The organism is Cupriavidus oxalaticus, assembly GCF_016894385.1.
Taxonomy (GTDB): Bacteria; Pseudomonadota; Gammaproteobacteria; order Burkholderiales; family Burkholderiaceae; genus Cupriavidus; species Cupriavidus oxalaticus.
Map to the genome: position 1 here is coordinate 2,706,084 of NZ_CP069811.1, position 21,690 is coordinate 2,727,773.

20 protein-coding genes are annotated in these 21,690 nt (G+C 69.8%); 7 read left to right on the forward strand and 13 right to left on the reverse strand.

What is annotated here, in order from left to right:
• Window positions 1–7 precede the first annotated feature (7 nt).
• The 4 genes from JTE92_RS11870 to JTE92_RS11885 all read right to left on the reverse strand — a co-directional run bounded on the left by JTE92_RS11870 (window position 8) and on the right by JTE92_RS11885 (window position 3,646).
• On the reverse strand, window positions 8–394 hold the full coding sequence (locus JTE92_RS11870; protein WP_063237560.1) for a DUF427 domain-containing protein: 387 nt from the start codon (window positions 392–394) through the stop codon (window positions 8–10).
• A 76-nt stretch (window positions 395–470) separates the two neighbouring features.
• Window positions 471–1,460, reverse strand: coding sequence for a Bug family tripartite tricarboxylate transporter substrate binding protein (locus JTE92_RS11875; protein WP_063237561.1), 990 nt, complete (start codon window positions 1,458–1,460; stop codon window positions 471–473).
• A gap of 72 nt (window positions 1,461–1,532) precedes the next feature.
• Complete coding sequence (locus tag JTE92_RS11880; RefSeq protein WP_063237562.1) at window positions 1,533–2,690, reverse strand: CaiB/BaiF CoA transferase family protein; 1,158 nt, start codon at window positions 2,688–2,690, stop codon at window positions 1,533–1,535.
• A gap of 8 nt (window positions 2,691–2,698) precedes the next feature.
• Entirely contained in the window at window positions 2,699–3,646 is a 948-nt protein-coding gene (locus JTE92_RS11885; protein WP_063237563.1) for a hydroxymethylglutaryl-CoA lyase, read from the reverse strand.
• 215 nt (window positions 3,647–3,861) lie between these two features.
• Here JTE92_RS11885 and JTE92_RS11890 point away from each other — a divergent pair, with 215 nt between their 5' ends.
• Both JTE92_RS11890 and JTE92_RS11895 read left to right on the forward strand, forming a co-directional pair.
• Complete coding sequence (locus JTE92_RS11890) at window positions 3,862–4,818, forward strand: LysR family transcriptional regulator (protein ID WP_063237564.1); 957 nt, start codon at window positions 3,862–3,864, stop codon at window positions 4,816–4,818.
• 173 nt (window positions 4,819–4,991) lie between these two features.
• Window positions 4,992–5,684, forward strand: a complete 693-nt coding sequence (locus tag JTE92_RS11895) for an SDR family NAD(P)-dependent oxidoreductase (RefSeq protein WP_063237565.1) — start codon at window positions 4,992–4,994, stop codon at window positions 5,682–5,684.
• A gap of 193 nt (window positions 5,685–5,877) precedes the next feature.
• On the opposite strand, the gene JTE92_RS30695 is transcribed toward JTE92_RS11895, so the two are convergent.
• The 7 genes from JTE92_RS30695 to chrA all read right to left on the reverse strand — a co-directional run bounded on the left by JTE92_RS30695 (window position 5,878) and on the right by chrA (window position 12,433).
• A complete protein-coding gene (locus tag JTE92_RS30695; protein WP_157096914.1) occupies window positions 5,878–6,051 on the reverse strand; it encodes a hypothetical protein in 174 nt (57 codons plus the stop codon).
• A 78-nt stretch (window positions 6,052–6,129) separates the two neighbouring features.
• Complete coding sequence (locus tag JTE92_RS11905) at window positions 6,130–7,728, reverse strand: sulfite reductase subunit alpha (protein ID WP_174544839.1); 1,599 nt, start codon at window positions 7,726–7,728, stop codon at window positions 6,130–6,132.
• Window positions 7,725–8,744: an FAD:protein FMN transferase gene (locus tag JTE92_RS11910; protein WP_063237578.1), complete on the reverse strand. Its 1,020-nt coding sequence runs from the start codon at window positions 8,742–8,744 to the stop codon at window positions 7,725–7,727. Before JTE92_RS11910 ends, JTE92_RS11905 begins: the two co-directional genes overlap by 4 nt.
• A 13-nt stretch (window positions 8,745–8,757) precedes the next feature.
• Entirely contained in the window at window positions 8,758–9,573 is an 816-nt protein-coding gene (locus JTE92_RS11915; RefSeq protein WP_371136912.1) for a DUF4198 domain-containing protein, read from the reverse strand.
• Window positions 9,574–9,643: 70 nt separating this feature from the next.
• Window positions 9,644–10,168: a DUF2271 domain-containing protein gene (locus tag JTE92_RS11920; RefSeq protein ID WP_063237580.1), complete on the reverse strand. Its 525-nt coding sequence runs from the start codon at window positions 10,166–10,168 to the stop codon at window positions 9,644–9,646.
• 75 nt (window positions 10,169–10,243) lie between these two features.
• Window positions 10,244–10,900 (reverse strand): PepSY-associated TM helix domain-containing protein, encoded by a 657-nt coding sequence (locus JTE92_RS11925; RefSeq protein WP_063237581.1) that lies wholly within the window; start codon window positions 10,898–10,900, stop codon window positions 10,244–10,246.
• Window positions 10,901–11,209: 309 nt separating this feature from the next.
• The gene (chrA, locus tag JTE92_RS11930) at window positions 11,210–12,433 is read right to left on the reverse strand and encodes a chromate efflux transporter (protein WP_063237582.1); all 1,224 of its coding nucleotides are present in this window, start codon (window positions 12,431–12,433) and stop codon (window positions 11,210–11,212) included.
• Window positions 12,434–12,771: 338 nt separating this feature from the next.
• On the opposite strand from chrA, the gene JTE92_RS11935 reads away from it, so the two are divergent.
• Window positions 12,772–14,328, forward strand: a complete 1,557-nt coding sequence (locus JTE92_RS11935) for a methyl-accepting chemotaxis protein (protein WP_063237583.1) — start codon at window positions 12,772–12,774, stop codon at window positions 14,326–14,328.
• 122 nt (window positions 14,329–14,450) lie between these two features.
• A complete protein-coding gene (locus tag JTE92_RS11940) occupies window positions 14,451–14,702 on the forward strand; it encodes a GlsB/YeaQ/YmgE family stress response membrane protein (RefSeq protein WP_063237584.1) in 252 nt (83 codons plus the stop codon).
• Here JTE92_RS11940 and JTE92_RS11945 read toward each other — a convergent pair.
• A complete protein-coding gene (locus JTE92_RS11945) occupies window positions 14,675–17,938 on the reverse strand; it encodes a transglycosylase domain-containing protein (protein ID WP_063237585.1) in 3,264 nt (1,087 codons plus the stop codon). The genes JTE92_RS11940 and JTE92_RS11945 overlap by 28 nt on opposite strands.
• Window positions 17,939–18,195: 257 nt before the next feature.
• Window positions 18,196–19,233, reverse strand: coding sequence for an aldo/keto reductase (locus tag JTE92_RS11950; RefSeq protein WP_063237586.1), 1,038 nt, complete (start codon window positions 19,231–19,233; stop codon window positions 18,196–18,198).
• A gap of 569 nt (window positions 19,234–19,802) precedes the next feature.
• Between JTE92_RS11950 and JTE92_RS11955 the strand changes: the two genes are divergently transcribed.
• From JTE92_RS11955 to JTE92_RS11965, 3 genes are read left to right on the forward strand one after another with little or no spacing between them, the layout of a single operon-like run.
• Entirely contained in the window at window positions 19,803–20,606 is an 804-nt protein-coding gene (locus tag JTE92_RS11955) for a beta-ketoacyl synthase chain length factor (RefSeq protein WP_063237587.1), read from the forward strand.
• Window positions 20,599–21,375, forward strand: coding sequence for a lysophospholipid acyltransferase family protein (locus JTE92_RS11960; RefSeq protein ID WP_063237588.1), 777 nt, complete (start codon window positions 20,599–20,601; stop codon window positions 21,373–21,375). Before JTE92_RS11955 ends, JTE92_RS11960 begins: the two co-directional genes overlap by 8 nt.
• Window positions 21,362–21,670: a phosphopantetheine-binding protein gene (locus JTE92_RS11965; RefSeq protein WP_063237589.1), complete on the forward strand. Its 309-nt coding sequence runs from the start codon at window positions 21,362–21,364 to the stop codon at window positions 21,668–21,670. The genes JTE92_RS11960 and JTE92_RS11965 overlap by 14 nt, the downstream gene beginning before the upstream one ends.
• Window positions 21,671–21,690 lie beyond the last annotated feature (20 nt).

Sequence of the window (21,690 nt, forward strand, 5' to 3'; positions counted from 1 at the left end):
GGCACATTCAGCCGCCCGCACCGCCGATATCGATGCGGTCGACGCGATCCGGGTAGAAGGCCACATGCGACGCAATCGCGGCGACCGCATCGTAAGGCGTCTCGTAGCTCCACACCGCATTGCGCCCGCGCTCGCCGGCGGCCGGGATGGAGAAGTAGCTGCAGTCGCCCTTGTACGGGCAGTAGGTGGCGTGATCGCTGCGCGCGAGCTGCGCCATGTCGACATCGGCGCGCGGGATGTACTGCACCGGCGCGTAGCTGGCTTCCTGCAGCGTCAGCGCCGCGGTGCTGTCGGCGACAACGCGCCCCGCCACCTTGACCACCACGCGGCCCGGTGTCGGCGTGATGGTGATGGGATGGTCGGGGCCGGGGATCCTGACGGGCTTGCCTGACATCGTCGTGCTCCTGCATGGCGGGATCAGGACATTCTAGGCGCTTGCCGGTTTATGTGCCGTGTGTGTGGTCGCCGGCCTATTCGACCTTGACGTTGGCCTTCTTCACCAGCGCGGCATAGCGCGCGGCTTCGCTGCGGAAGAACGCGGCGGCGGCCTCGGGCGTGCCGGGATCGATCACCGTGCCCTGCTTTTTCATCGCTTCCAGCACTTCGGGCGACGTGAAGGCCCTGGCAAAGGCATCATGCACGCGCTTGACTTCCGGCGCCGGCATGCCGGCCGGGCCGATGACAGCGAACCAGCCCGCGACGTTGTAATGGGGCAAACCCTGCTCGGCGATGGTGGCGATGTCCGGCGCGGCGGCGGCGCGCTTGTCGCCGCACAGCCCGATCGCGCGCAGCGTGCCCGCCTTCAGGTGCGGCGCCACGGCGTTGAGCGCGACCACGCCCATTTCCACCTGCCCGGCAAGCAGGTCGTTCACCATCGGGCCGGTGCCCTTGTACGGCACATGGCGTGCCGTCACGCCCGCCTCGTCCAGGAACATCTCGCCGGCCAGGTGGATGATGGTGCCGTTGCCCGACGAGGCATAGTTGTAGCCATCGGGCCTGGCCTTGAGCAGCGCCACCAGCTCTTTTACGTTCTTGGCCGGCACCTTGGGGTTGACCACCAGCACCAGCGGCGTGGTGCCGATCACGCTGATCGGCGTGATGTCCTTGATTGCGTCGAACGGCATCGCGCGGAACACGCTGGCGTTGATCACGTGATTGTTCGATACCAGCCCCAGCGCGCTGCCGTCGGGCTGCGCCTTGACCACGGCCGCGGCGCCGGTGATGCCACCCGCGCCAGGCAGGTTCTCGATCACCACCGGCTGGCCGAATGCCTTGCCCAGCGCGGGGCCCGCGGCGCGAGCGATGGTGTCGACGCCGGAGCCGGCGCTGATCGGCAGGATCAGGCGCACGGGCTTGCCCGCCCCGCTTTGTGCAAGCGCTTCGAAGCCGGGGGCGACGAGGGTAACGGCGAGCGTGGCGGATAGTGCCAGCGCGGACTTGAGCAGGGTGCGACGTTGCATGGATTTGTCTCCGTATCGTTATCGTAGGGCGATGCCGGCGCCGCTGTGCCGCGGCTGCCGGCCAGGCACAGTTCAGCCGCGGCCCTTGCCGAGCTGCGCCAGGATCTCTTCGTTGTGCTCACCGGGCCTGGGCAGCGCGCTGCGCACGCCGGGGCGGCGGCCGCCCATCAGCAGCGGCAGCAGCACCGTGGGCGTGGTCGAGCCGTCGTCGGCCTGCATCGGCACCAGTCCGCCGCTGGCGAGCAGGTGCGGATCGTCGAGCAGCTGGTCCGGGCGCACGATCGGCGCATAGGGAATGCCGGCCGCTTCGAGCTTCGGCGCCAGTTCCGCGGAACGACGGTGGCGCAGGATCGCGCCCAGTTCTTCCAGCAGTTGCGGCCGCACGGCCACGCGCGAGGTGTTGCTGGCGTATTCCGGCCTGTCGATCAGCTCGGGGTGTTCCAGCACATGGCACAGCGTGACGAACTGCTTGTCGCTGACCGCGCCGATAAAGAGCTGCTCGTCCTGCGCCAGCGTGAACACGTCATACACGCTCCACGCCGACACGCGCGACGGCATCGGCGGCGGCGGCTCGCCGGTCATCGCGAATTGCTGCATGTGCTGCGAGGCCAGGAACACGCAGTTCTCGAACAGCGCGCTCTGGATTTCCTGCCCCTTGCCCGTGCGGTCGCGTTCGCGCAGCGCGGCCAGCACGCCGATCGCGCCGAACATGCCGCCCATGATGTCGTTGACCGAGGTGCCGGCGCGCAGCGGCCGGCCGCTCGGGCCGGTCATGTACGACAGGCCGCCCATCATCTGCACGACTTCATCGAGCGCCAGCCGGTTCTCGTACGGGCCGGGCAGGAAGCCCTTGTGCGAGACGTAGATCAGGTGCGGGTAGTCGCGCGACAGCGTGGCGTAGTCCAGCCCCAGCTTCTGCATCAGGCCGGGACGGAAGTTCTCCAGCAGGATGTCGCTCTGGCCCGCCAGTTCGGCGGCGGCGGCGCGGCCTTCGCTTGTGGTGATGTCGAGCACCACGCTCTTCTTGTTACGGTTGAAGGCGCGGAAAAAACCGATGCCCAGGCCCGGCAGGTTGCGGGTCTTGTCGCCGCCGGGCGGCTCGACCTTGATCACCTCGGCGCCGAGGTCAGCCAGGATCATGCCGCAGGTGGGGCCCATCACCATGTGCGTGAATTCGACCACGCGGACGCCGGCGAGCGGCAGGGAGTTGCTGTTGCTGTCTTGGGGCATACTCGTTCTCAAGCGGTGGCCGCGACGCGCTGCGCCGCGAAAGTCTTGGGCAGGCCGGCGCGCCACAGCGTGCCGTGCAGGGTTTCGTCGCGCAGCCAGCCGGCCACGTCTTCACGCAGCGCCAGCAGGCGCCCGATGTCGATGCCGGTATCGATGCCCATGCTGCCGAGCAGGTAGGCGAGGTCTTCGGTGGCAACGTTGCCGCTGGCGCCGGGCGCATGCGGGCAGCCGCCGATGCCGGCCAGGCAGGCGTCGAAACGGGTCACGCCGGCTTCGAGCGCGGCATAGACATTGGCCAGCCCGAGCCCGCGCGTGTCGTGGAAATGGCCGCACCAGAAGCGATCGCCGGCGATGGCGATGGCGCGCGCAAACAGCGCGCGCACCATGGCCGGATCGGCATAGCCGACGGTATCGGCCAGGCTGACGCGGTCGGCGCCGGCATCGAGCAGCGCCTGCATCAGCCGCAACACTTCCTCGGCCTCGACATGGCCCTGCAGCGTGCAGCCGAATGCCGTGCCGACGCCGCCTTCGATCAGCGTCTTCGCGCCGCTGGCATCACGCGCGGCGCGGATGCGCGCCACGTCGGCGACCACCTCATCGGGCGTCTTGCGCAGGTTGGCAAGGCTGTGCGCATGGCTGGCCGACAGCGGCACGATCATCAGGTCGGCGCCACACTCCAGCGCATCCTGCGCGCCGCGCAGGTTGGGCACCAGCACCGACGTGAACAGGCCCGGCAGCGTGCGCGCGAACGCGACCAGTTCGGCGGTATCGGCCAGCTGCGGCAACAGGCGCGCGGGAACGAACGACCCAACTTCCAGTTCGCGCAGGCCGGCGGCATGCGCGCCGCGGATCCATGCGAGCTTGCTGGCGGTGGGCAGGATGGTGCGGATGCTTTGCAGGCCGTCGCGCAGTCCGACTTCGCGGATCACGGCCTGGCGGGGGATGGGGTGGGTCATGGTTCTCGGAGACTGAGGCGTCCCTCGGCGGGGGCGACGGAAGAACTCTATGGGTTTCTGTGGTCAAGCTGAAGCGGTGATTTACGCAGCCAAACATGCCGAAACGGAAAGTCACGGATGCGCCGCTTGCCATGCTACGGAATTTCCCGGATGCGATGTCATCGATCCGCGGAGGCGCGTAACATTCCAATCCGGAAACATTGCCGCCCCCCGCCATGCGAGATCTCGACCTCACCACGCTGCGCCTGTTCGTCGCCGTCTGCGAAACCCGCAACATGGCGCGCGCGGGCGAGCAGGAACACATCGTCGCTTCCGCCATCAGCAAGCGCCTGGCGCAACTGGAAGAGACCGTCGGCGCCACGCTGCTGGAACGCCGCCGCCGCGGCGTCATCCCCACGCCCGCCGGCGAGATCGTGCTGGCGCATGCGCGCGCGATGCTCGCCGCGGCCGACCGGGTGACGCGCGACATGGCCGACTACGGCTCCGGCGTGCGCGGGCAGGTGCGCCTGCTCGCCACGGTGTCGACGATGGCGGAATCGCTGCCGGACGACATCGCCGCCTTCATGCAACTGCCCGCGCACCGCGACGTGCGCGTGACCATCGAGGAGAGCCTGAGCAGCGAAGTGGTGCGCGCGCTGCGCGACGGCACCGCGCCGCTGGGCATCTGCTGGGACGCGGCAGACCTGGAGGGCTTCCAGACCCGCCCCTACCGCACCGACCACCTTGCCGCCGTGGTCCATGCCGGGCACCCGCTGGCACGGGCGGATACCTGCCTGTTCGAAGAGACGCTGGACTACGACCAGATCGCCATGCCGGCGCAGACCGCGGTGCAGATCATGCTGACGCGCTATGCCGCGATCCTGGGCCGCCGCATGGCGCATCGCGCGGTGGTGTCCACCTTCGACGCCGCGCTGCGCTGCGTGCGCGCGGAACTCGGCATCGCCATCATCCCGGCGGAGATCGCCACGCTCATTGCCACGGCCTTCGGCCTGCGCGTCATCCCGCTGCGCAACGACTGGGCGCGGCGGCGCTTTGCGATCTGCTGCCGCGACTTCTCGCTGCTATCGCCCGCGGCGCAGTTGCTGGTGCAGTTCCTGGAGGAAGCCGCGGCGAAGGAAGCGGCCGCTTCAGGCGTTGTGCCCGCGCAGACCCCGGCACGGCGCAAACGGTAAGCCGCGCGCGCAACTTCTCGTGCGTTTCGAGGGTTACCCCGAGGCGTTTTCGCAAGCTTATGTTGCGTGCCGTTGCGTAGACTGGCTTGCGTTTTTCGCTGCCGGCCACGATGGTAAAGCGGGGCGAAGCCTGATCACGACAATGCGCGCCGCCACGGCGCAGGAGCACGCAAATGAACTTCAACGGCAAGAACGTACTGGTCACCGGCGCACGCGGCAACCTGGGCCGCGCGGTCGCGCACGCCTTCGCGCAGGCAGGCGCGCGCGTAGTACTGCTGGACCGTCACGACGCACCATTGCCGGAAGTCGGCAGCGGCCACCTGGCGCTGCAGGCCGACCTGCTCGATGCGGACAGCCTCGGCAAGGCCATCGGCGCAGCCGTGCAGGCGTGCGGGCGCATCGACGTGGTGTGCAACCTGGCCGGCGGTTTCGCGATGGGCACGGGCATCCACGAGACCAGCGCCGCCGACTGGAACCGCCTGTTCGACATGAACGTGGGCACGGTGCTGAACATGGCGCGCGCGGTGGTGCCGCACATGCTGGCCGCAGGCGGCGGGGCCATCGTCAACGTGGGCGCCAATTCGGCGGCGCGCGGGCTGGCGCAGATGGGCGCCTACTGCGCCTCGAAGGACGCGCTGGCGCGTGTCACCGAATCGATGTCGGCCGAGTTGCGCGACCAGGGCATCCGCGTCAACGCGGTGCTGCCCAGCATCCTCGACACGCCCGAGAACCGCCAGGCCATGCCGGATGCCGACACCTCGCGCTGGGTCGGGCTGGATGCAATGGCCGACGTGATCCTGTTCCTCGCCTCCGACGCCGCACGCGCGGTGCAAGGCGCGCTGGTGCCGGTGGTCAACCGCGCCTGAGCGCTGGCCGCGGCGCGCTAGCCCTTGGCTGCTGCGACTGGTTTGCTCCCCTCTCCCGCGCGCGGGAGAGGGGAGCCTTTGCCAGCGGCGCCAGCTTGCGGCAACCGGCCAACCGCTAGCCTTGGCCCCTGCAACCGGTTTGCTCCCCCACGATCTGCCACAGGCGGTCGCGTGCCGCCATGAAGCCCTGCACTTAGAAGACGTCGTAAAGCGTGCCGGCGTAGATATGCGGCACACCCCAGCGGTCGACCAGCACGGTCGCCGGTTTCTCCAGGCCGGAAGCAGCCAGGCGTTCGGCCTGCGCGGGCGCGTGCGTCGCATCAGGTCTCCTCGGTGTTGTGTTGGCTGCGTGCTTTGCAGTCCCCATCGATGATTGTGCATGCGCGGCCGGGGCGCGAGTGGGTAAAGGAAGGCGCGGCCGATCTCCGCACGGCGCGTGGCGCAATCAGTAGACGTCGCGCCGGTAGCGGCCCTCGTCGGCAAGCTCGCGCAGCGCGGATTCGCCGAGGATGTCCGTGAGGGCCTCGTTGACGCCGCCGGCCATGCCTTGCAGGCTGCCGCAAACATAGATGGCCGCGCCTTCCTGCACCCATCGGCGCGCCAGCGCCGCCTGCGCGCGCAGGGCGTCCTGCACGTAGCGCGCCGTGCCGCCGTCGCGCGACCAGGCATGGTCGACGCGCTGCAGCGTGCCGTCGGCCTGCCATGCGGCCAGTTCGTCGGCGAAGAAGGCGTCATGCTGCGCAGAGCGCTCGCCGAACAGCAGCCAGTTGCGGCGCCGTGCCGCCGCGGCGCGCGCCTTCAGGTGGGCGCGCAGGCCGGCCAGCCCGGTGCCATTGCCGATCAGGATCAGCGGCCGGTCGTCGGCGGGCGGATGAAAGCTGCGGTTGGCGCGAATGCGCAGCGCAATGTGCGCGCCCACGGCCGCATGCCCGGTCAGCCAGCCCGAGGCCAGCCCCAGGCGGCCGTCGTCGCGGCGCGCCTGCCGCACCAGCAGCTCAAGCGTGCCGTCCTGCGGCAGCGATGCGATCGAATATTCGCGATGCGGCAGCGGCGACAGCGCATCGACCAGCTGCTGCGCCGGTACGCCCTGCATCGCGGCAAAGTGGGCGTCGGGCAGCGGCATGCGCGTGGCCAGCGCCTCGGCCAGCGTCAGGTCGCGGGCGTCGCAGCGCACCGGCGTGGCGCCGTCCAGCGCAAGCCGCGCCAGCAGCCGCTCCACCTCGGCCGGCGCATGGCATGGGCCGACTTCGGCGATGTCGCCCGGCTGCCAGTCGAGCGCGTCGCGGTCCCGCGGCTCCAGCACCAGATGGAACGCCGGCGCGCCCTGGCTGCCGGGATTCAGGAGGTGGCGCTGCGCCAGCACCCAGTCGCCGTAGCGCGGGCGCTCCCAGTCGGCAATCTCGGCGCCGCCGCTGAGCGCCGACAGGTGGTTCTGCCAGTGGCGCAGCGCGCCGGCATCGCCGTTGTCGACCTCGATCAGGTCGAACAGCGGCTGCGCGCGATGGCGCTGCAGCCAGTGGTCGAGCGCGTGGCCGAAGGCGCAGAAGCGCGCGTAGCTGCTGTCGCCGAGCGCCAGGATGCCGTAGCGCAGCTCGCGCAGCCCGTCCGCGCGGCCTGCCAGCAGCCGCCGCGCAAACCCGGAGGCGCTGTCGGGCGCGTCGCCCTCGCCGGTGGTGCTGACCACGAACAGCGCCTGCCGGCAGGCGGCCAGGCGGGCGGCGTCGACCTCGGCCAGCGACAGCAATTGCACCGGCATGCCGGCGCCCTGCAGCGCGGTCGCGGTCTGCAGTGCCAGCTGCTCGGCAAAACCGGTCTGGCTGGCATAGGCGACCAGCGTGGCGCCGTCCGTGGTACTTGCCAGGGCCGCCACGCGCGCGCGCCGCTGGCGGTGGTGCGCCAGCACCGTGCCGCAGAAGCCGGCATAGGCGGCGACCACGCCGGCGGCGGTGGCGCTGCGCGACGGGCCCAGCAGCGACAGCGCCACGCCGCCGGCCAGCGCCAGCCAGCTGGCGCCGGCAAAGGGGGAAAGGATGGGACGGCTCATGCCAGCAGCGCGGCAAAAGCCGGGGAAAGATGTTCGTCGAAGCCGCCCGGCGTGCGCACCAGGAAGCGCGCGGCAATGCCGTGGCGGCGCGCGTGCGCCATACCGGCTTGCGGGCCGAGCACGGTCAGCGCGGTGGACAGCGCATCGGCCAGCATGCACTGCGGGTGGATCACCGTGACCGAAGCCAGCGCGTGGCTGGCCGGGTAGCCGGTGCGCGGGTCGATGGTGTGCGCATAGCGCCGGCCATCGCTGTCGAAGTAGCGGCGGTAGTCGCCGGAGGTGGCGACGGACAGGCCGTGCAGCGCCACCAGGGTCTGCCCGTGCTGCTGTTCCTGTTCGCCGCTGCCGAGACCCGGCGGCGCTTCCAGCGCGACCCACCACGGCATGCCGTCGGGCTTGACGCCATGGCCGCGCAGTTCGCCGCCGATCTCGGTGAGGTGGTGTTCCACACCCTGCGTGTCGAGGTAGCGCGCCACCGCGTCGACGGCAAAGCCCTTGGCGATGGCGCAGAAATCCAGCGACACGCCGCCGGGCTGGCGCGCGCGCCGCGTGTCGGCATCGAGTTCGATGCGCGACCAGCCGCAGCGGCCCCGTGCCGCCTGCACGGCATCGGGCGACGGCGGCGCGCTGCGCCGCGGCGCCGGGCCGAAGCCCCACAGGTCGACCAGCGGCCCGGTGCTCGGGTCATAGGCGCCGCCGCTGTCGCGCGCCACCTGCAGCGCGCATTGCAGCACGGCAAAGCAATCGGCGGGCAGCGCGTGCCAGCTGCCCGCCTCGGCACGGTTGAAGCGGCTGATATCGGAATCCGGCTCCCAGTTGCTCATCTGCGCGATCACGCCGTCGAGTACGGCGACGATGCCCGCACCGATGGCATCGGCATCCGCAGCCGGCGGCAACATGGCCACGACCGACCAGGTCGTGCCCATGCTCGCGCCGCCCCAGCGGTGCTGGCGCGCATCGCGCGCAGGCGGCACCGGGGGCGCTTGCAGCGCGACGGGAACGAGGATGCGGTTCAAGTCAGGACGACGCTTACTGCGGCAGCACTTCCACCGTCACCGCGTAGGTCGCGCGGCGCGACTTGGCCTGCTTGAAGGTCGCCTTGTCGTCGCGCACCTCGGCTTCCATCCAGTACATGCCGGGCGCCGGCCACTTGACGCTGAACTTGCCGTCGGCGTCGGTGGTGACGCTGAGCTCCTGCAGCTTGTCGCGATAGCGGATGCCGCCCGGCACCACCTCGACCTTCAGGTTGGCGGCAGGCTTGCCGTCGAGCAGCAGGCGGAAGCTGGCGGTGTCGCCGGCGACCAGGTCGTTGGGGTGCGTGATCGGCGCCAGCTCCAGGCCGCGGCCGGTGGTGCGCAGGCCCTTGTCGCTGGGCTTGCCGGCGGTGACGAAAGACTCCACCCGGCCTTCGGCCTGCGTGACCGTCAGGTCCTGCGCGTTGGCCGGGACTTCCCTGGCGAAGTTCTCGGCCGCGCCGCGCCAGCGCTTGGCCTGGCCGTCGATCTTGTAGCTGGCGAACAGGCCCTGGTTGACCACCGCCACGCGGTACGTGCCCGGCTGCGTCAGGTGCAGGTCGAAGGTGCTGCGGTACTTGCCGGTGGCGGCGTTCTCGGCCTTGACGGCGCTGCCGTCGGGGGCGGTGACCTGCAGGTTGTCCAGGCGCAGCGGCACGTGCTCGAAGTAGAACAGGTCGTTGGAGACGGCGGCGTCAACGGTCACCCACGGGTCATTGCCCGACAGCACGGTGGCCGACGGCAGCAGCCACTGGCGGTGCGCGTGCGCGGCCAGCGGCGCCAGCGCGGCCAGGGCGAGCAGGGTCACGCGCGTAGCCACGCGGGTAGCCATGCGGGAACGGACTGGGGACAGGATCGCAGACAGGTTGGCAGTGGGTTTCATCGTCAGGCTCCGGGAAGGATTACGGCTTCAGGTCGACGGTGACACCGCCGAGTTCGTGGTCGCCCCTGGCGCGGGCGGTCTGTGCGGCTTGCGGCGGCCAGGTGAACGGCACGCGCACCAGTTCGCGCCCGCCGACTTCGCGCGCGGCTTCGACCACCAGTTGGTAGTCGCCCGCCGGCAGCTTGCCCAGCGGGTTCTTGCCGTCGCGGAAGCTGACCGTGTGCTCGCCCGGCGCGCGGGTCGCGCCCGAGATGCCGTCGGCCGGCATGTTCAGGTCGCGGCCGGCCTTGCGCCACCACTGGCGCATGTCCTTGAGCCACTTGGTGCCCTCGTTTTCCTTGAGCTTGCCGTCGTACCAGACCGCCAGGGTCTGCACCGGGCCCTGGTCGGCGCGCTCGACCCACATCGCCACATAGGGCTTGTGGTACTCGGCCACGTTGAGCCGCGGGATTTCCACCTTGACGTTCAGGTCGGCGGCCAGCGCGGGGCCCACGAACGGGACCGTGGCCATGCCGGTCAGGGTGACGGAGAGCAGTCGGCGCATATTCAGAGAAACCTCGTCAGTGAGATGCAGCAGGAAAATCGTTCGGGATGCCGGCGTGCCTGGCGCAGGCCAGGCTCAGTGAATGAACAACACCGCCAGCAGCAGCGGCACCACCAGCCCCAGGCCGACCAGCGGCCAGGTCGCCAGGCGCCCGCCCGCATGCAGCTTGAGCAGGAACAGGCCGGTGACGCTGAAGACCAGGCACGCGAACGCGAACACATCCAGGAACAGGCTCCATGCCGTGCCGGTGTTGCGGCCCTTGTGCAGGTCGTTCAGGTAGGAGATCGCGCCGCGCGTGGTTTTCTCGTACTGGGCTTCGCCGCTGTCGAGCGCAAGGCTGACCCAGGCATCGCCACCCGGGCGCGGCAGCGCCACGTAGATCTCGTCGGCCGACCATTCGGCCTCGCGTCCGCCGGCATCGACATCCAGCGCCTGTGCCAGCCATGCGGCCAGCGCTGCGGGCACCGGGGCCTTGCGCTCGCGGGACTTGCCTTCGCCGGCGGGCTGCTGCGCGCGCAGCGTGGCGAGCAGCGCGGCGGGCGCGGTGGCGTGGCGCGTCTCGACCGCGGGCCTTGCCTCGATCTGCGATGCGTGGTTGAGCGTGAAACCGGTCACGGCAAACAGCATCATCCCGATCAGGCAGATCGCGGAACTGATCCAGTGCCACTGGTGAAGGTGCTTGAGCCAGAACGCGCGGCGCTGCTGGCCGGAAGCTGGCTGGGATTCGGTCATTGCGGTGGTAAGCGGGGTGGCCCGGCCGAGCCGGCGGCCGGCCCTGCCGGGATCCTGGGAAGCTGGAGCGCCGCCTCGCGCACACGACGCGAGGTTGTGTCATTGTCATCACAATGACGAACGCAGGAGAGAAGGATAATCGTTCGCATTTGAATGCGCAAACGGTTCCGCGGCACGGCAGGTTACGGCGCATTACAAGGGGTCAAGTTGCGCGCGCCGAGGTCTCCGGGCGGCGCCGCAACGGCTGACGCGACAGCGGCTTCTGTCGCGGCTTCCGTCGCGGCTTCCGTCGCGGCATCTGCAGCGACGTTACAGCCACATTCCCGCAGCCCACCCGGCCACGCCGCTGGCCAGCACCACCAGCCAGGGCGGCAGCTTCCACACCATCAGCGCCACCAGCGCCAGCCCGACCAGCACGATATCGAGCGGCCCGTGCACCGCGCTGACCCACACCGGCTGCCACAGCGCCGCCAGCAGCAGCCCGACCACGGCTGCGTTGACGCCGGCCAGCGCGGCCTGGGCCCGGCGGTTGCGGCGCAGGCTTTCCCAGTAGGGCAGCGTGCCGACCACCAGCAGCGCGCCGGGCACAAAGATCGCCACCGTGCACAGCAGCCCGCTGGCCCAGCCGGCCGGCGGCACCTGCAACGAGGCGCCCAGGAAGGCGGCAAACGTAAACAGCGGGCCGGGCATCGCCTGGGCCACGCCATAGCCGGCGAGGAAGGTTTCCTTGCCGACCCAGCCGGGTGCCACCACTTCGGCGTCCAGCAGCGGCAGCACCACGTGGCCGCCGCCGAAGACCAGCGCGCCGGCGCGGTAGAAGGCGTCGAACAGGCGCACGGCGGGATCGGCGCTCAACTGCGCCAGCACCGGCAGGCCGGCCAGCAGCAAGGCGAACGCCACCAGCAGCAGCGCGCCGGCACGATGGCTGACCGGCAGCCCGAGCGGCTCATGCGTGCCGGCCAGCGCCGGCCGCAGCAGCAAGGCGCCGGCCAGCGCCGCCACGGCCATCACCGCCACCTGCGCCCACGCCCCCGGCAGCGCCAGCACCGCGCCGGTGGCGGCAACCATGATGGCGATGCGCACCGGGCCACGGCACAGCGTGCGCGCCATGCCCCACACCGCCTGCGCCACCACTGCCACCGCGACCAGCTTGAGCCCGTGCAGCACCCCGGGTGCCGCGGCCATGCCGTAGTGCGAGACGCCCAGCGCGAACAGGATCATCAGCAGTGCCGACGGCAGCGTGAAGCCCAGCCATGCGGCGAGCGCACCGGCGTACCCCGCGCGCGACAGCCCCAGTGCGATCCCGGCCTGGCTGCTGGCCGGGCCGGGCAGGCACTGGCACAGCGCGACCACATCGGCATAGGCCGCCTCGCTCAGCCATTGCCGGCGCCGCACCAGTTCCTCGCGGAAGAACGCCAGGTGCGCGACGGGCCCGCCGAACGAAGTCAGCCCCAGCCGCAGGAACACCAGGAATACGGCAAGCGGGCCGTCCTGGCGGCGGCTGTCTTCGGAGGGACCTGGCAGGGTGGCCATGTGTGCGGGCGATCGGCGTAAGGAAAAGGGTTGCGTGGGTACAACGCGCAGATTCTGCCGGATTTCAAGGGCCGGGGCGTGACAGGCGCTGCCGGAATCACGTTGGACGCGCTACTTTGGGGATAAAAGAGTTAAATACATCACTTTTACGTCGAGCTTGTTAAAACCAATCAACCACACGTGCGGCATGGGCGGTATTACCCCAATCAAGTTAATTTCCCGCCTCGCCGTTAGCCCACAGACGCACGCATGCCCCGACAGGCGTCAACCATGAATGACGCCGCAGATGCGTGTCACCGATGAGCCATGCGCAATGCGCTGAAGGAGGAGTGAAAAGCATGCTGGACAACCTGGGCCTGAAGAAAAAACTGCTGCTGCCGCTGGTGCTGAGCTGGGTCTGCCTGCTCGGCATCACGTTGTGGAACGCCTGGCACATACGCAGCCTGCGCATGGAAGAGCGCCGGCTGGACCTGACCCACGTCACCGACACCGCGGTCTCGGTGGTGGCCGAGTACGAGGCGCTGGCCAAGGCGGGCAAGTTGCCCGCCGACGAGGCGAAGCAGCAGGCCATCGAACGCGTGCGCGCGATGCGCTTCGGCGCCGATGGCTACTTCACGCTGATGCGTTCCGACACCGTGGTGGTGATGCACCCGTTCAAGCCTGAGATGAACGGCAAGGCGATGGAGGGGACGAAGGATCCCAACGGCGTCTACCTGTTCCGCGACATCGCCGCGATCGGCAAGGGTTCCGGCAAGGGCTTCGTCGAATACCTCTGGCCCAAGCCGGGCGCCGAAGCGCCGCAGCCGAAGCTGAGCTACGTGGCCAACTTCCGCCCATGGGACTGGAATTTCATCGCCGGGCTGTACCTGGATGACATCGAAGCGGCGTTCCGCACCGAGCTGTGGAAGGCGCTGGGGCTGCTGCTGGCGGTCGGCGCGCTGATGTCGCTGGTGATGGTGCGCGTCTCCGCCAGCCTGCACCGCCAGCTCGGCGGCGAGCCGGCCACCACCGCGCAGATCGCCGGCCGCATTGCCGAGGGCGACCTCGCCGGCCATGTCGACGTGCGCCCGGGCGACGAGCACAGCGTGCTGTTCGCGATGCAGCGCATGCAGGCGCGCCTGACCGGTGCGATAGGCAGTATCCGCGGCTCGGCCGATTCGATCGCCGGCGCGGCCAAGCAGATCGCCGCAGGCAATGCCGACCTGTCGCGCCGCAGCGAGGAGCAGGCCGCCTCGCTGCAGGAAACGGCTGCGAGCATGGAGCAGCTCACCAGCACCGTGCGCCAGAGCGCCGACAACGCGCGCCAGGCCAGCCGCCTGGCCGAGGGGGCTTCGGACATCGCCGTGCGCGGCGGCACCATCGTCAGCCAGGTGGTCGGCACCATGGGCGAGATCAAGCAGGCCTCGGGCAAGGTGGTCGACATCATCGGCGTGATCGAGGGCATCGCCTTCCAGACCAACATCCTCGCGCTGAACGCCGCGGTGGAGGCCGCGCGCGCCGGCGAGCAGGGCCGCGGCTTTGCCGTGGTGGCGGGCGAGGTGCGCACGCTGGCGCAGCGCAGCGCCACCGCCGCCAAGGAGATCAAGGCGCTGATCGGCGACTCGGCACAGCGCGTGGAAGACGGAGCGGTGCTGGTGGAAAGCGCCGGCAAGGCGATGGACGAGATCGTGGCAGCGGTCAAGCGCGTGACCGACCTGATGGGCGAGATGCGGGCCGCCACCGAGGAACAGACCGGCGGCATCGAGCAGGTCAACCAGGCGGTGTCGCAGATGGACCAGATGGCGCAGCAGAACGCGGCACTGGTGGAAGAGGCGGCGGCAGCGGCGGCCTCCCTGGAAGACCAGGCCGACATGCTGCACCGGGCCGTCGGCCAGTTCCGGCTGGCGCGAGCCTGACCCCGGCGGCGCTGTCACGCCGGCGTCATACGCGGCCCCCGGCTGCGTGTATCATGAAGCGCAGCCGGCGACACCATGCGGCCGGCCCCCCATCCTAGGCAGTCCACTACCGGGAGCGCACCATGATGGCATTCATCGGCACCGTGTTCGTTGGCCTCATCGTCGGACTGATTGCACGGGCAGTAAAGCCCGGCGACGACAAGATGGGCTGGATCATGACCATCATCCTCGGCGTGCTCGGCTCGGTGGTGGCCGGCTACGTCGGCCGCGCGATGGGGTGGTACCAGCCGGGCGAACCGGCTGGCTGGGTCGCCTCGGTGATCGGCGCGATCGTGCTGCTGGTGATCTACGGCATGGTCCGCCGCAAGGGCTGACTGGCCTTGCGCACGGTGACGGCATCGTTGGCGTCGGCCAGGCTCGGCGCCTCGGGCTTGCCCGGCGCAGGCGCCGCGGGCTGAGCCACCGCGTCCGCGCGGGGCGGCGCTTCCAGCCCTTGCGCCAGCGTGGCGCCCGGCACGGCTTCGGCCGGTGCTGCCATGGTCGGCATGCGCGGCGTGCGCAGGCCCGGCGCGGCATCGCGGCAGCGCAGCAGCGCGCGGTCGCCGCCTGGCGCCATCGCCGACACCTGCGGCGCGATCGCGCGCAGCACCCGCACCGCCAGCGCGCTGGTATAGCTGTAGCGCACCGCATACGGTTCGCGCACATTGACCACCACGGTGCCGAAGAAGCGCTCGCCGAGCGTAAACACAAACGTGGCCGAGCGGTTGACCGAGCGCGACGAGATCAGCCGCCCGCCCGGCCCGTACACCTGGAAGCGCTGGTCGCCGGTGCCGGTCTTGCCCGCCACCACCAGCGTCGCGCCGTCGCGGCCCGGCACCGTGAAGGCGCCGCGGATCGACTTGGCGGTGCCGCGTTCCACCACGTCCAGCATCGAACGCCGCGCCAGCTCTGCCACCTCGGCCGGCAGCACGCGCTTGCCCGCTGCCGGCTGCAGCACGTAGCGCGTGGCGTACGGCGTGCCGTCGGCAAAGGCCAGGCTGCGCACCGCGGCATTCTGCGTGACCACGCCACCGGACAGCAGGATGCCGGCCAGTTCGGCCAGCGCCGCCGGACGGTCGCCCGCCGCGCCGATCGCACTGGCGTACGACGGCGTCAGCGAATCGAACGGATAGCCCACCCGCTGCCAGCGCCTGGCGATGCGGGCGAAGGCGTCCTGCTCCAGCAGCGTGCGGATGCGGTTGTCCTGGCCCGCCTTGCTGCGCGTCTTGAACAGCCACTTGTACACTTCCTGGCGCTCCGCCGTGCTGGCGCGCAGCAACTCGCTCAGCGTGGCGTCGGGGTGCTGGTCCAGGTACTCCACCATCCACAGTTCCAGCGGATGCACCCGTGACAGGTAGCCGCGGTCGTTCAGGTTGAACTTGTCCTTGCCGTACTTGCGGTACAGCGCGGGCAGGTCTTCCTTGGCCAGCTGCTTGTCGCCCAGGCGCGCGCGCATGATGCGGATATAGCTGTCCTCATCCAGGTACGGGCGCGCGCTCAGCAAAGTCACCGACATGCGCACCGCGTTGATGTGCGGGATGGTCATGCGCACGCGGCCCAGCAGCGTATCCAGCCGCTGCTCGGAGGTCTTGCCGCGGTAGCGCTGGTAGAAATTGGTCATGTAGGCGCTGCCTTCCTGGTCGGCGAAGCGCTCCAGGTATTCGCGCCGGCCCGGGGCATTGCGGTCCTCGAACAGGTCGCCGATGTCCGGGTTGGCGTGGAAGGTCTCGTAGCGCACGATGTCGCGCATCATGCGGATGAAGACCAGGTTGACCGAATGCTGGAACGCGATGCGCACGGTCATGTTGCGCTCGCCCGCCTGGCGCTCGAAGTTGGTGAAGCTCTGCAGCCCGCCGCCGGTGTAGAACCCTTCCCCGGCGCTGCCGGAGTACTTGCGCTCCATCGCGGCCTCGAGCATCGCCATCAGCTCGCGCTCCTCGGGCTTCTTCGCCTTGGACAGGTAATCCACCGCCCAGTGGGCGAGCGTATCCTGCCGTGCCAGCCGCAACCCGGCCAGTTCGGCGCGGCCCATGCCGGCGTATTGCGCATGCAGCTCGCTGATGATTTCCAGGTAGGTCACCAGCGTGCGCAGCTTGGCGGTCGAACCCAGGTTCAGCCGCGCGCCGCTGTTGATGTCGAACGGCTGGTCGATGTTGTCGGCCTGCACCCGCACCACGCTGGCGTTGCCGACACGCTCGAACAGCGTGAAGCTCGCCATCAGCTTCGACGGGTCGTCGTTGTCGCGCAGCAGGTTGTGGCCGTACAGGCCCATGGCGCGCGCATCGGCCTTGTTGTTCACGCGCTGCAGCGTCTCGGTGACGATGCGCTGCGCCTCGCGGTTGATGGTGCTGTCGACCGTCAGGTCGAGCCGGTCCATGTCGTAGCGGCTTTCCACGCCGGTCAGGCGGGCGATGTCGGCGCGCACGCGGTTGACGGCCTTGCGCGTGACGAACGGCTCCTGCGGCCCGCGCTGCGGCGGCGCGGCCTTCTCCAGCGGCTGCGCCAGCGCCGCGTCGCGCAGCTCGGCGGTGATGACGCTGTTGGCGGCCAGCAGGCGCAGGTAGCTGGCCGTCAGCGCATCCAGGTTGGTGTCGTCGCGGCGCAAATGGTAAGACGGCCGGCGCTGCGAGATGATCAGCGACAGCGCACGCTTGAATACCTGCGCCTGGCGCGGCTGCGGCGCGCGCTGGTCCATTTCCTTGAGCAGCCGGTTGACCTCGCCGAAGTCCTCGCCGTACCACACCCACAGCGCGTCGCCGATGCCGTTGATCTCGCCGAAGCCCTCGCGCGCCGACAGCGGCACGGTGTTGAGGTAGTCGACCACGATGCGCTCGCGCGCGCGCTGCGTATCGGGTCCGTCCAGGTAGGCGCGCAGCGACGCCGACGCCATCTGCCGGAATTTCTCCGGGATCGACGCGGTGCGTCCCTCGGGCGAGTGCCGGTACTTCTCGATCTGCGTGGCCAGCGTGCTGCCGCCTGGCGCGTCGTGCGAACGGTCGGCCAGCCGGATGAACTGGTCGAGCACCGCGCGCGACAGCCGGCGCCAGTCCAGCGCCGGGTTCATGTTGGGATATTCGGGGTTGAGCAGGCCCTGATTCTCGACGTACAGCAGCGCGCTCACCAGCAGCGGCGGCACCGTGGCGAAATCGGGATACTGGCGCTGCGGATAGCGCTCGAACGCCAGCGTCAGCCCGTTGCAGTCGCGCAGCAACAGGCCGGCCTGGTTCTTCTCGCGGTACGGCGCGAACAAGCCCTGGTCCATCAGCCTGACCATGTCGGGCGACATGCGCGCCTGCTCGGCGGGAACGTAGCCGCGCTGTCCGAGGCGCTGCGCGAACTGCGGCAGCATGCCGTAGCCCATGCGCGCGTCGTAGGGGCCGGAATGCGGAAAGCGGATGCTGTCGCTGGCGCCCGGCTGGATCTCGAAGGTCAGCCGCTGGCCGAGCCCGCCGATCAGCCGCGACTGCCAGTGCGAATTGCGCACTTCGCTCGCGACCAAGCTATACACGACATAGACGCCCCCGGTGAGGGCGACCGCCAAGCCAGCGAAGATCCAGCCACGACGCGACACGTTTGGGCTTCCCTGTTTGGCCGGCGTTGCGCGCAACGGGGTCCGCGCACCGGCTCGAAGCGCTATGTTCTCGCGGCACGCGCAATGCGCGTGCCGCCTGTCTTGATATTAGTAGGAGTCGGGCCGGCGTGCAGCAAGCATGCGCAGGATCATCGTGCCATCGACCCCACCACGCATCGCGCCGTCGTTAACGCGCGCCATTCGGAGACGCGCTTGCGCCACATGCCGTCGTCCTGCACCGCTGGCGTGCATCACAGTCATGCCTTGTGCGCGCGCGCCACCGGCCTTCCCCCGAACGGGTAGCCTGGGTCGTTGTAGCCGTGGGTCGACGCATGCCCCGGCACGACCATCGCATCGATCATGGATTCTTCCTCGGGCGTGATCGCGGCCCCGAGCGCACCGAAGTAGTCCTCGAACTGCGCCAGCGTACGCGGCCCTGCGATGACCGACGAGATGATGGGGTTGGCCAGCACCCAGGCCGTGGCGAACTGCCCCGGCGTCAGGCCGCGCGCCTCGGCATGCTCCTTGAGTTGCTGCGCGATCACCAGCGATTCCTCGCGGAACTCGGTTTCCATCATGCGACGGTCGGCGCGGCCGGCGCGCGTGCCCTGTTCCGGCGCCTGGCCGGGCGCGTACTTGCCGGTCAGCACGCCACGCGCCACCGGGCTGTAGGGCACCACGCCCAGGCCGTAGTGCTCGCAAGCCGGCAGGATCTCCACCTCGGGCACGCGGTTCAGCAGGTTGTAGTACGGCTGGCAGGCCACCGGGCGCGGCACGCCCAGCTCGCCGCACAGCCGGGCGATCTCGGCGATGCGCCAGCCGCGGAAGTTCGACACCGCCCAGTAGCGGATCTTGCCGCTGCGCACCAGGTCGCCCATCGCGCGGACCGCCTCCTCCAGGTTCTCGCCGGGATAGTCGCGGTGCAGGTAGAGGATGTCGATGTAGTCGGTCGCGAGCCGGTGCAGGCTGTCCTCGACCGCGCGCGCAATCCACACGCGCGAGTAGTGCGAGTGGTTGGGCGCGGACTGCATGGCGTTGCCGAGCTTGGTGGCCAGCACCCAGTCGTGGCGGTTCTCGGTCAGCAGCCGGCCGACCATCTGCTCCGACGCGCCCTTGGTGTAGACGTCGGCGGTATCGATGAAATTCACGCCGTGGTCGCGCGCGCTGGCAACGATGCGCGCCGCCTCGGCTTCGTCGGTCTGGTCGGCAAACATCATGGTGCCCAGGCACAGCGCCGAGACGCGCAGGTTGCTGGCGCCAAGGCGGCGGTAGGGCATGGTGGTGGCTGCTGGCATGGGGTTCTCCGGAAGGGGGTGTGACCACGGTCCCACATTTTGCCGGGAGTTTGGCAGCCTTGCCGGCGCCCCCTGCCAGGGCAACGAATAAATGGGGAAATTCGCCGGTATTTCGCGATTGATGGAACCGTGCTTGCCGGGAGAATGCCGGGGCCTGCACCGGACATATTCCGCGCGCGGCAATTGCCTGTAAATAACCTTGGGGGCGCCGGACATGACCGCTAAGCCGTCAATAGGACATTGCGGACATGGCCAGCCGCAAACGCCCCCCATTTGTGGGGCATCGGCCCTCGAACCACTTTCATCGGTCTGCATTTTTGCCACAGGCGAAACATTTTTGCGATTGGGCGCACGTCGATTTGAGTAAAATGGCGCGCGCTCAAATTCGCCCCGCCGCAGTCAATCACGCTGCCCCTGCCAAATACCTTCAGGAACATGACCCTCCGCTGCGTCTTTCCCGTCTTCAGCCGTCCGCCTGGCACGCCGGCGGGCGCCGTGCGGGCTGGCGCCGGGGCACGGAGCGGCACACCAGGCCGCAGGGGCAACATCCGGCAAGGGGGCCGGCGCGCATGACGGACCGCCACCGCACCGGAACCGGGCGCGACACCGCACTGCGCTTTGCCGTGCGCGCCTGGGCGGCGTGGGCTGGCGGCCTGCAGACACGGCAAGACTGGCACGCCTGGGCCGCTGCTCCCCACCTTCCCCCCGCCCAGCCCGAATCGCCGGCCCTGCCGCAAATGGCGCCCATGTTGCGCCGCCGCCTGCCGCCGCTCGGCCGCGTGGCACTGGCCCCGGCCTATGCCTGCGTGCCGGCCGATGCCGCGGGGGGTGCTGCGGCGGGTGTGATTCCGGCGATCTTTGCCTCGCGGCATGGCGACACCGGCCGCCTCGTGACAATGCTGAGCGAGCTGGCCGTGGGCGACGCGCTGTCGCCGACCGCCTTCGGACTGTCGGTCCATAACGCTATCGGTGCGGTACGTTCGATCGACGTGGCCGATCCGGGCAACCTGCAGGCGCTGTCGGCCGGCCGGGACACCGTCGAAACCGCCGTGCTGGAGGCCTGCAGCCTGCTTGCGGACGGTGCGCCGGAAGTGCTGCTGGTCCATTACGAGGCGCCGCTGGCCGCGCCCTACGCCGCCTTCGCCGACGAGGCTGAAGCCCTGTACAGCTGGTGCTGGCGGCTGGCCGCGCCGCGCGCGGGCGAACCCTGCTACACGCTGGCCCTTGCAGATGGCCGCAACACCGACAGCGCCCCGCCGCCGGGCATGCCGCTGCCGCACGGCCTGGAGGTGCTGCGCTTCATGCTGGCCGGCGAGCCGCGCCTGTGCCATCGGGGCGAGAGCGCCGACTGGCAGTGGCAGCGACATGGTTGAGCGCTTCGACCGCGCGTGGCGCGTGTGCGCCACGGGCCTGTGCTTCTCCGGCTTCGGGCTGGGCGGGCTGGTGCTGCGCGTGCTGGTGTTCCCGGCCCTGTCGCTCGCGCCATGGAGCGCCGCGCGCCGCCAGCGCGCCTGCAGGCACGTGATCCACCATGCGTTCCGGCTGTTCCTGTGGCTGATGTGCGCGGTCGGCGTGATCCGCTATGAAGTGCGCAACGCGCGGCGGCTGGACCGCGAAGGGCTGCTGATCGTGGCCAACCATCCATCGCTGATCGACGTCGTGTTCCTGATCGCGCTGACGCGCCGCGCCGACTGCGTGGTCAAGGCCGGCCTGGCGCGCAATCCGTTCACGCGCGGGCCGGTGCTGGCCACCGGTTATGTGCAGAACGATTCCGGCGCGGCGATGGTGCAGGGCTGCATCGATTCGCTGCGCGCGGGCAACAACCTCGTGATCTTTCCGGAGGGCACGCGCACGCCCGCCGACGGCAGCCTGCGGCTGCAACGCGGCGCCGCGAATATCGCGGTGCGCGGCGGCTTTGCGCTGACCCCGGTGGTGATCCGCTGCGAGCCGCCCACGCTGCGCAAGGGCGACAAGTGGTACCAGGTGCCGGTGCGCCGCCCGCGCTATGTCATCGACGTGCGCGAAGATATCGACCCGGCGCGGCTTGCTGCGCCCGGCGCCGATGACGCCATGGCCGTGCGCGCGGTCACGCTGGCACTGACCGATTATTTTTCCAGGGAGATTCGCCGTGCAGGCGCTTGAACAAGAAATCAAAGAACTGATCGTTTCGTCGCTGTCGCTGGAGGAAGTCGCAGCGGCCGACATCGATACCGACGCGCCGCTGTTCGTCGAGGGCCTGGGCCTGGACTCGATCGACGCGCTCGAACTCGGGCTGGCGCTGCAGAAGCGCTTCGGCGTCTCCATGAGCGGCGACAAGGACGCGGTGCGGGCGCGCTTTGCCAGCGTGGCAACGCTGGCCGCCTTTGTCGCCGACCATCGTGCCGCCAATGGTGCCGCTAACGGTGCCGCCAATGGCGCCGAGCAGGCCGCGGCCTGACGGCCGCGGCGCGTCCCTGG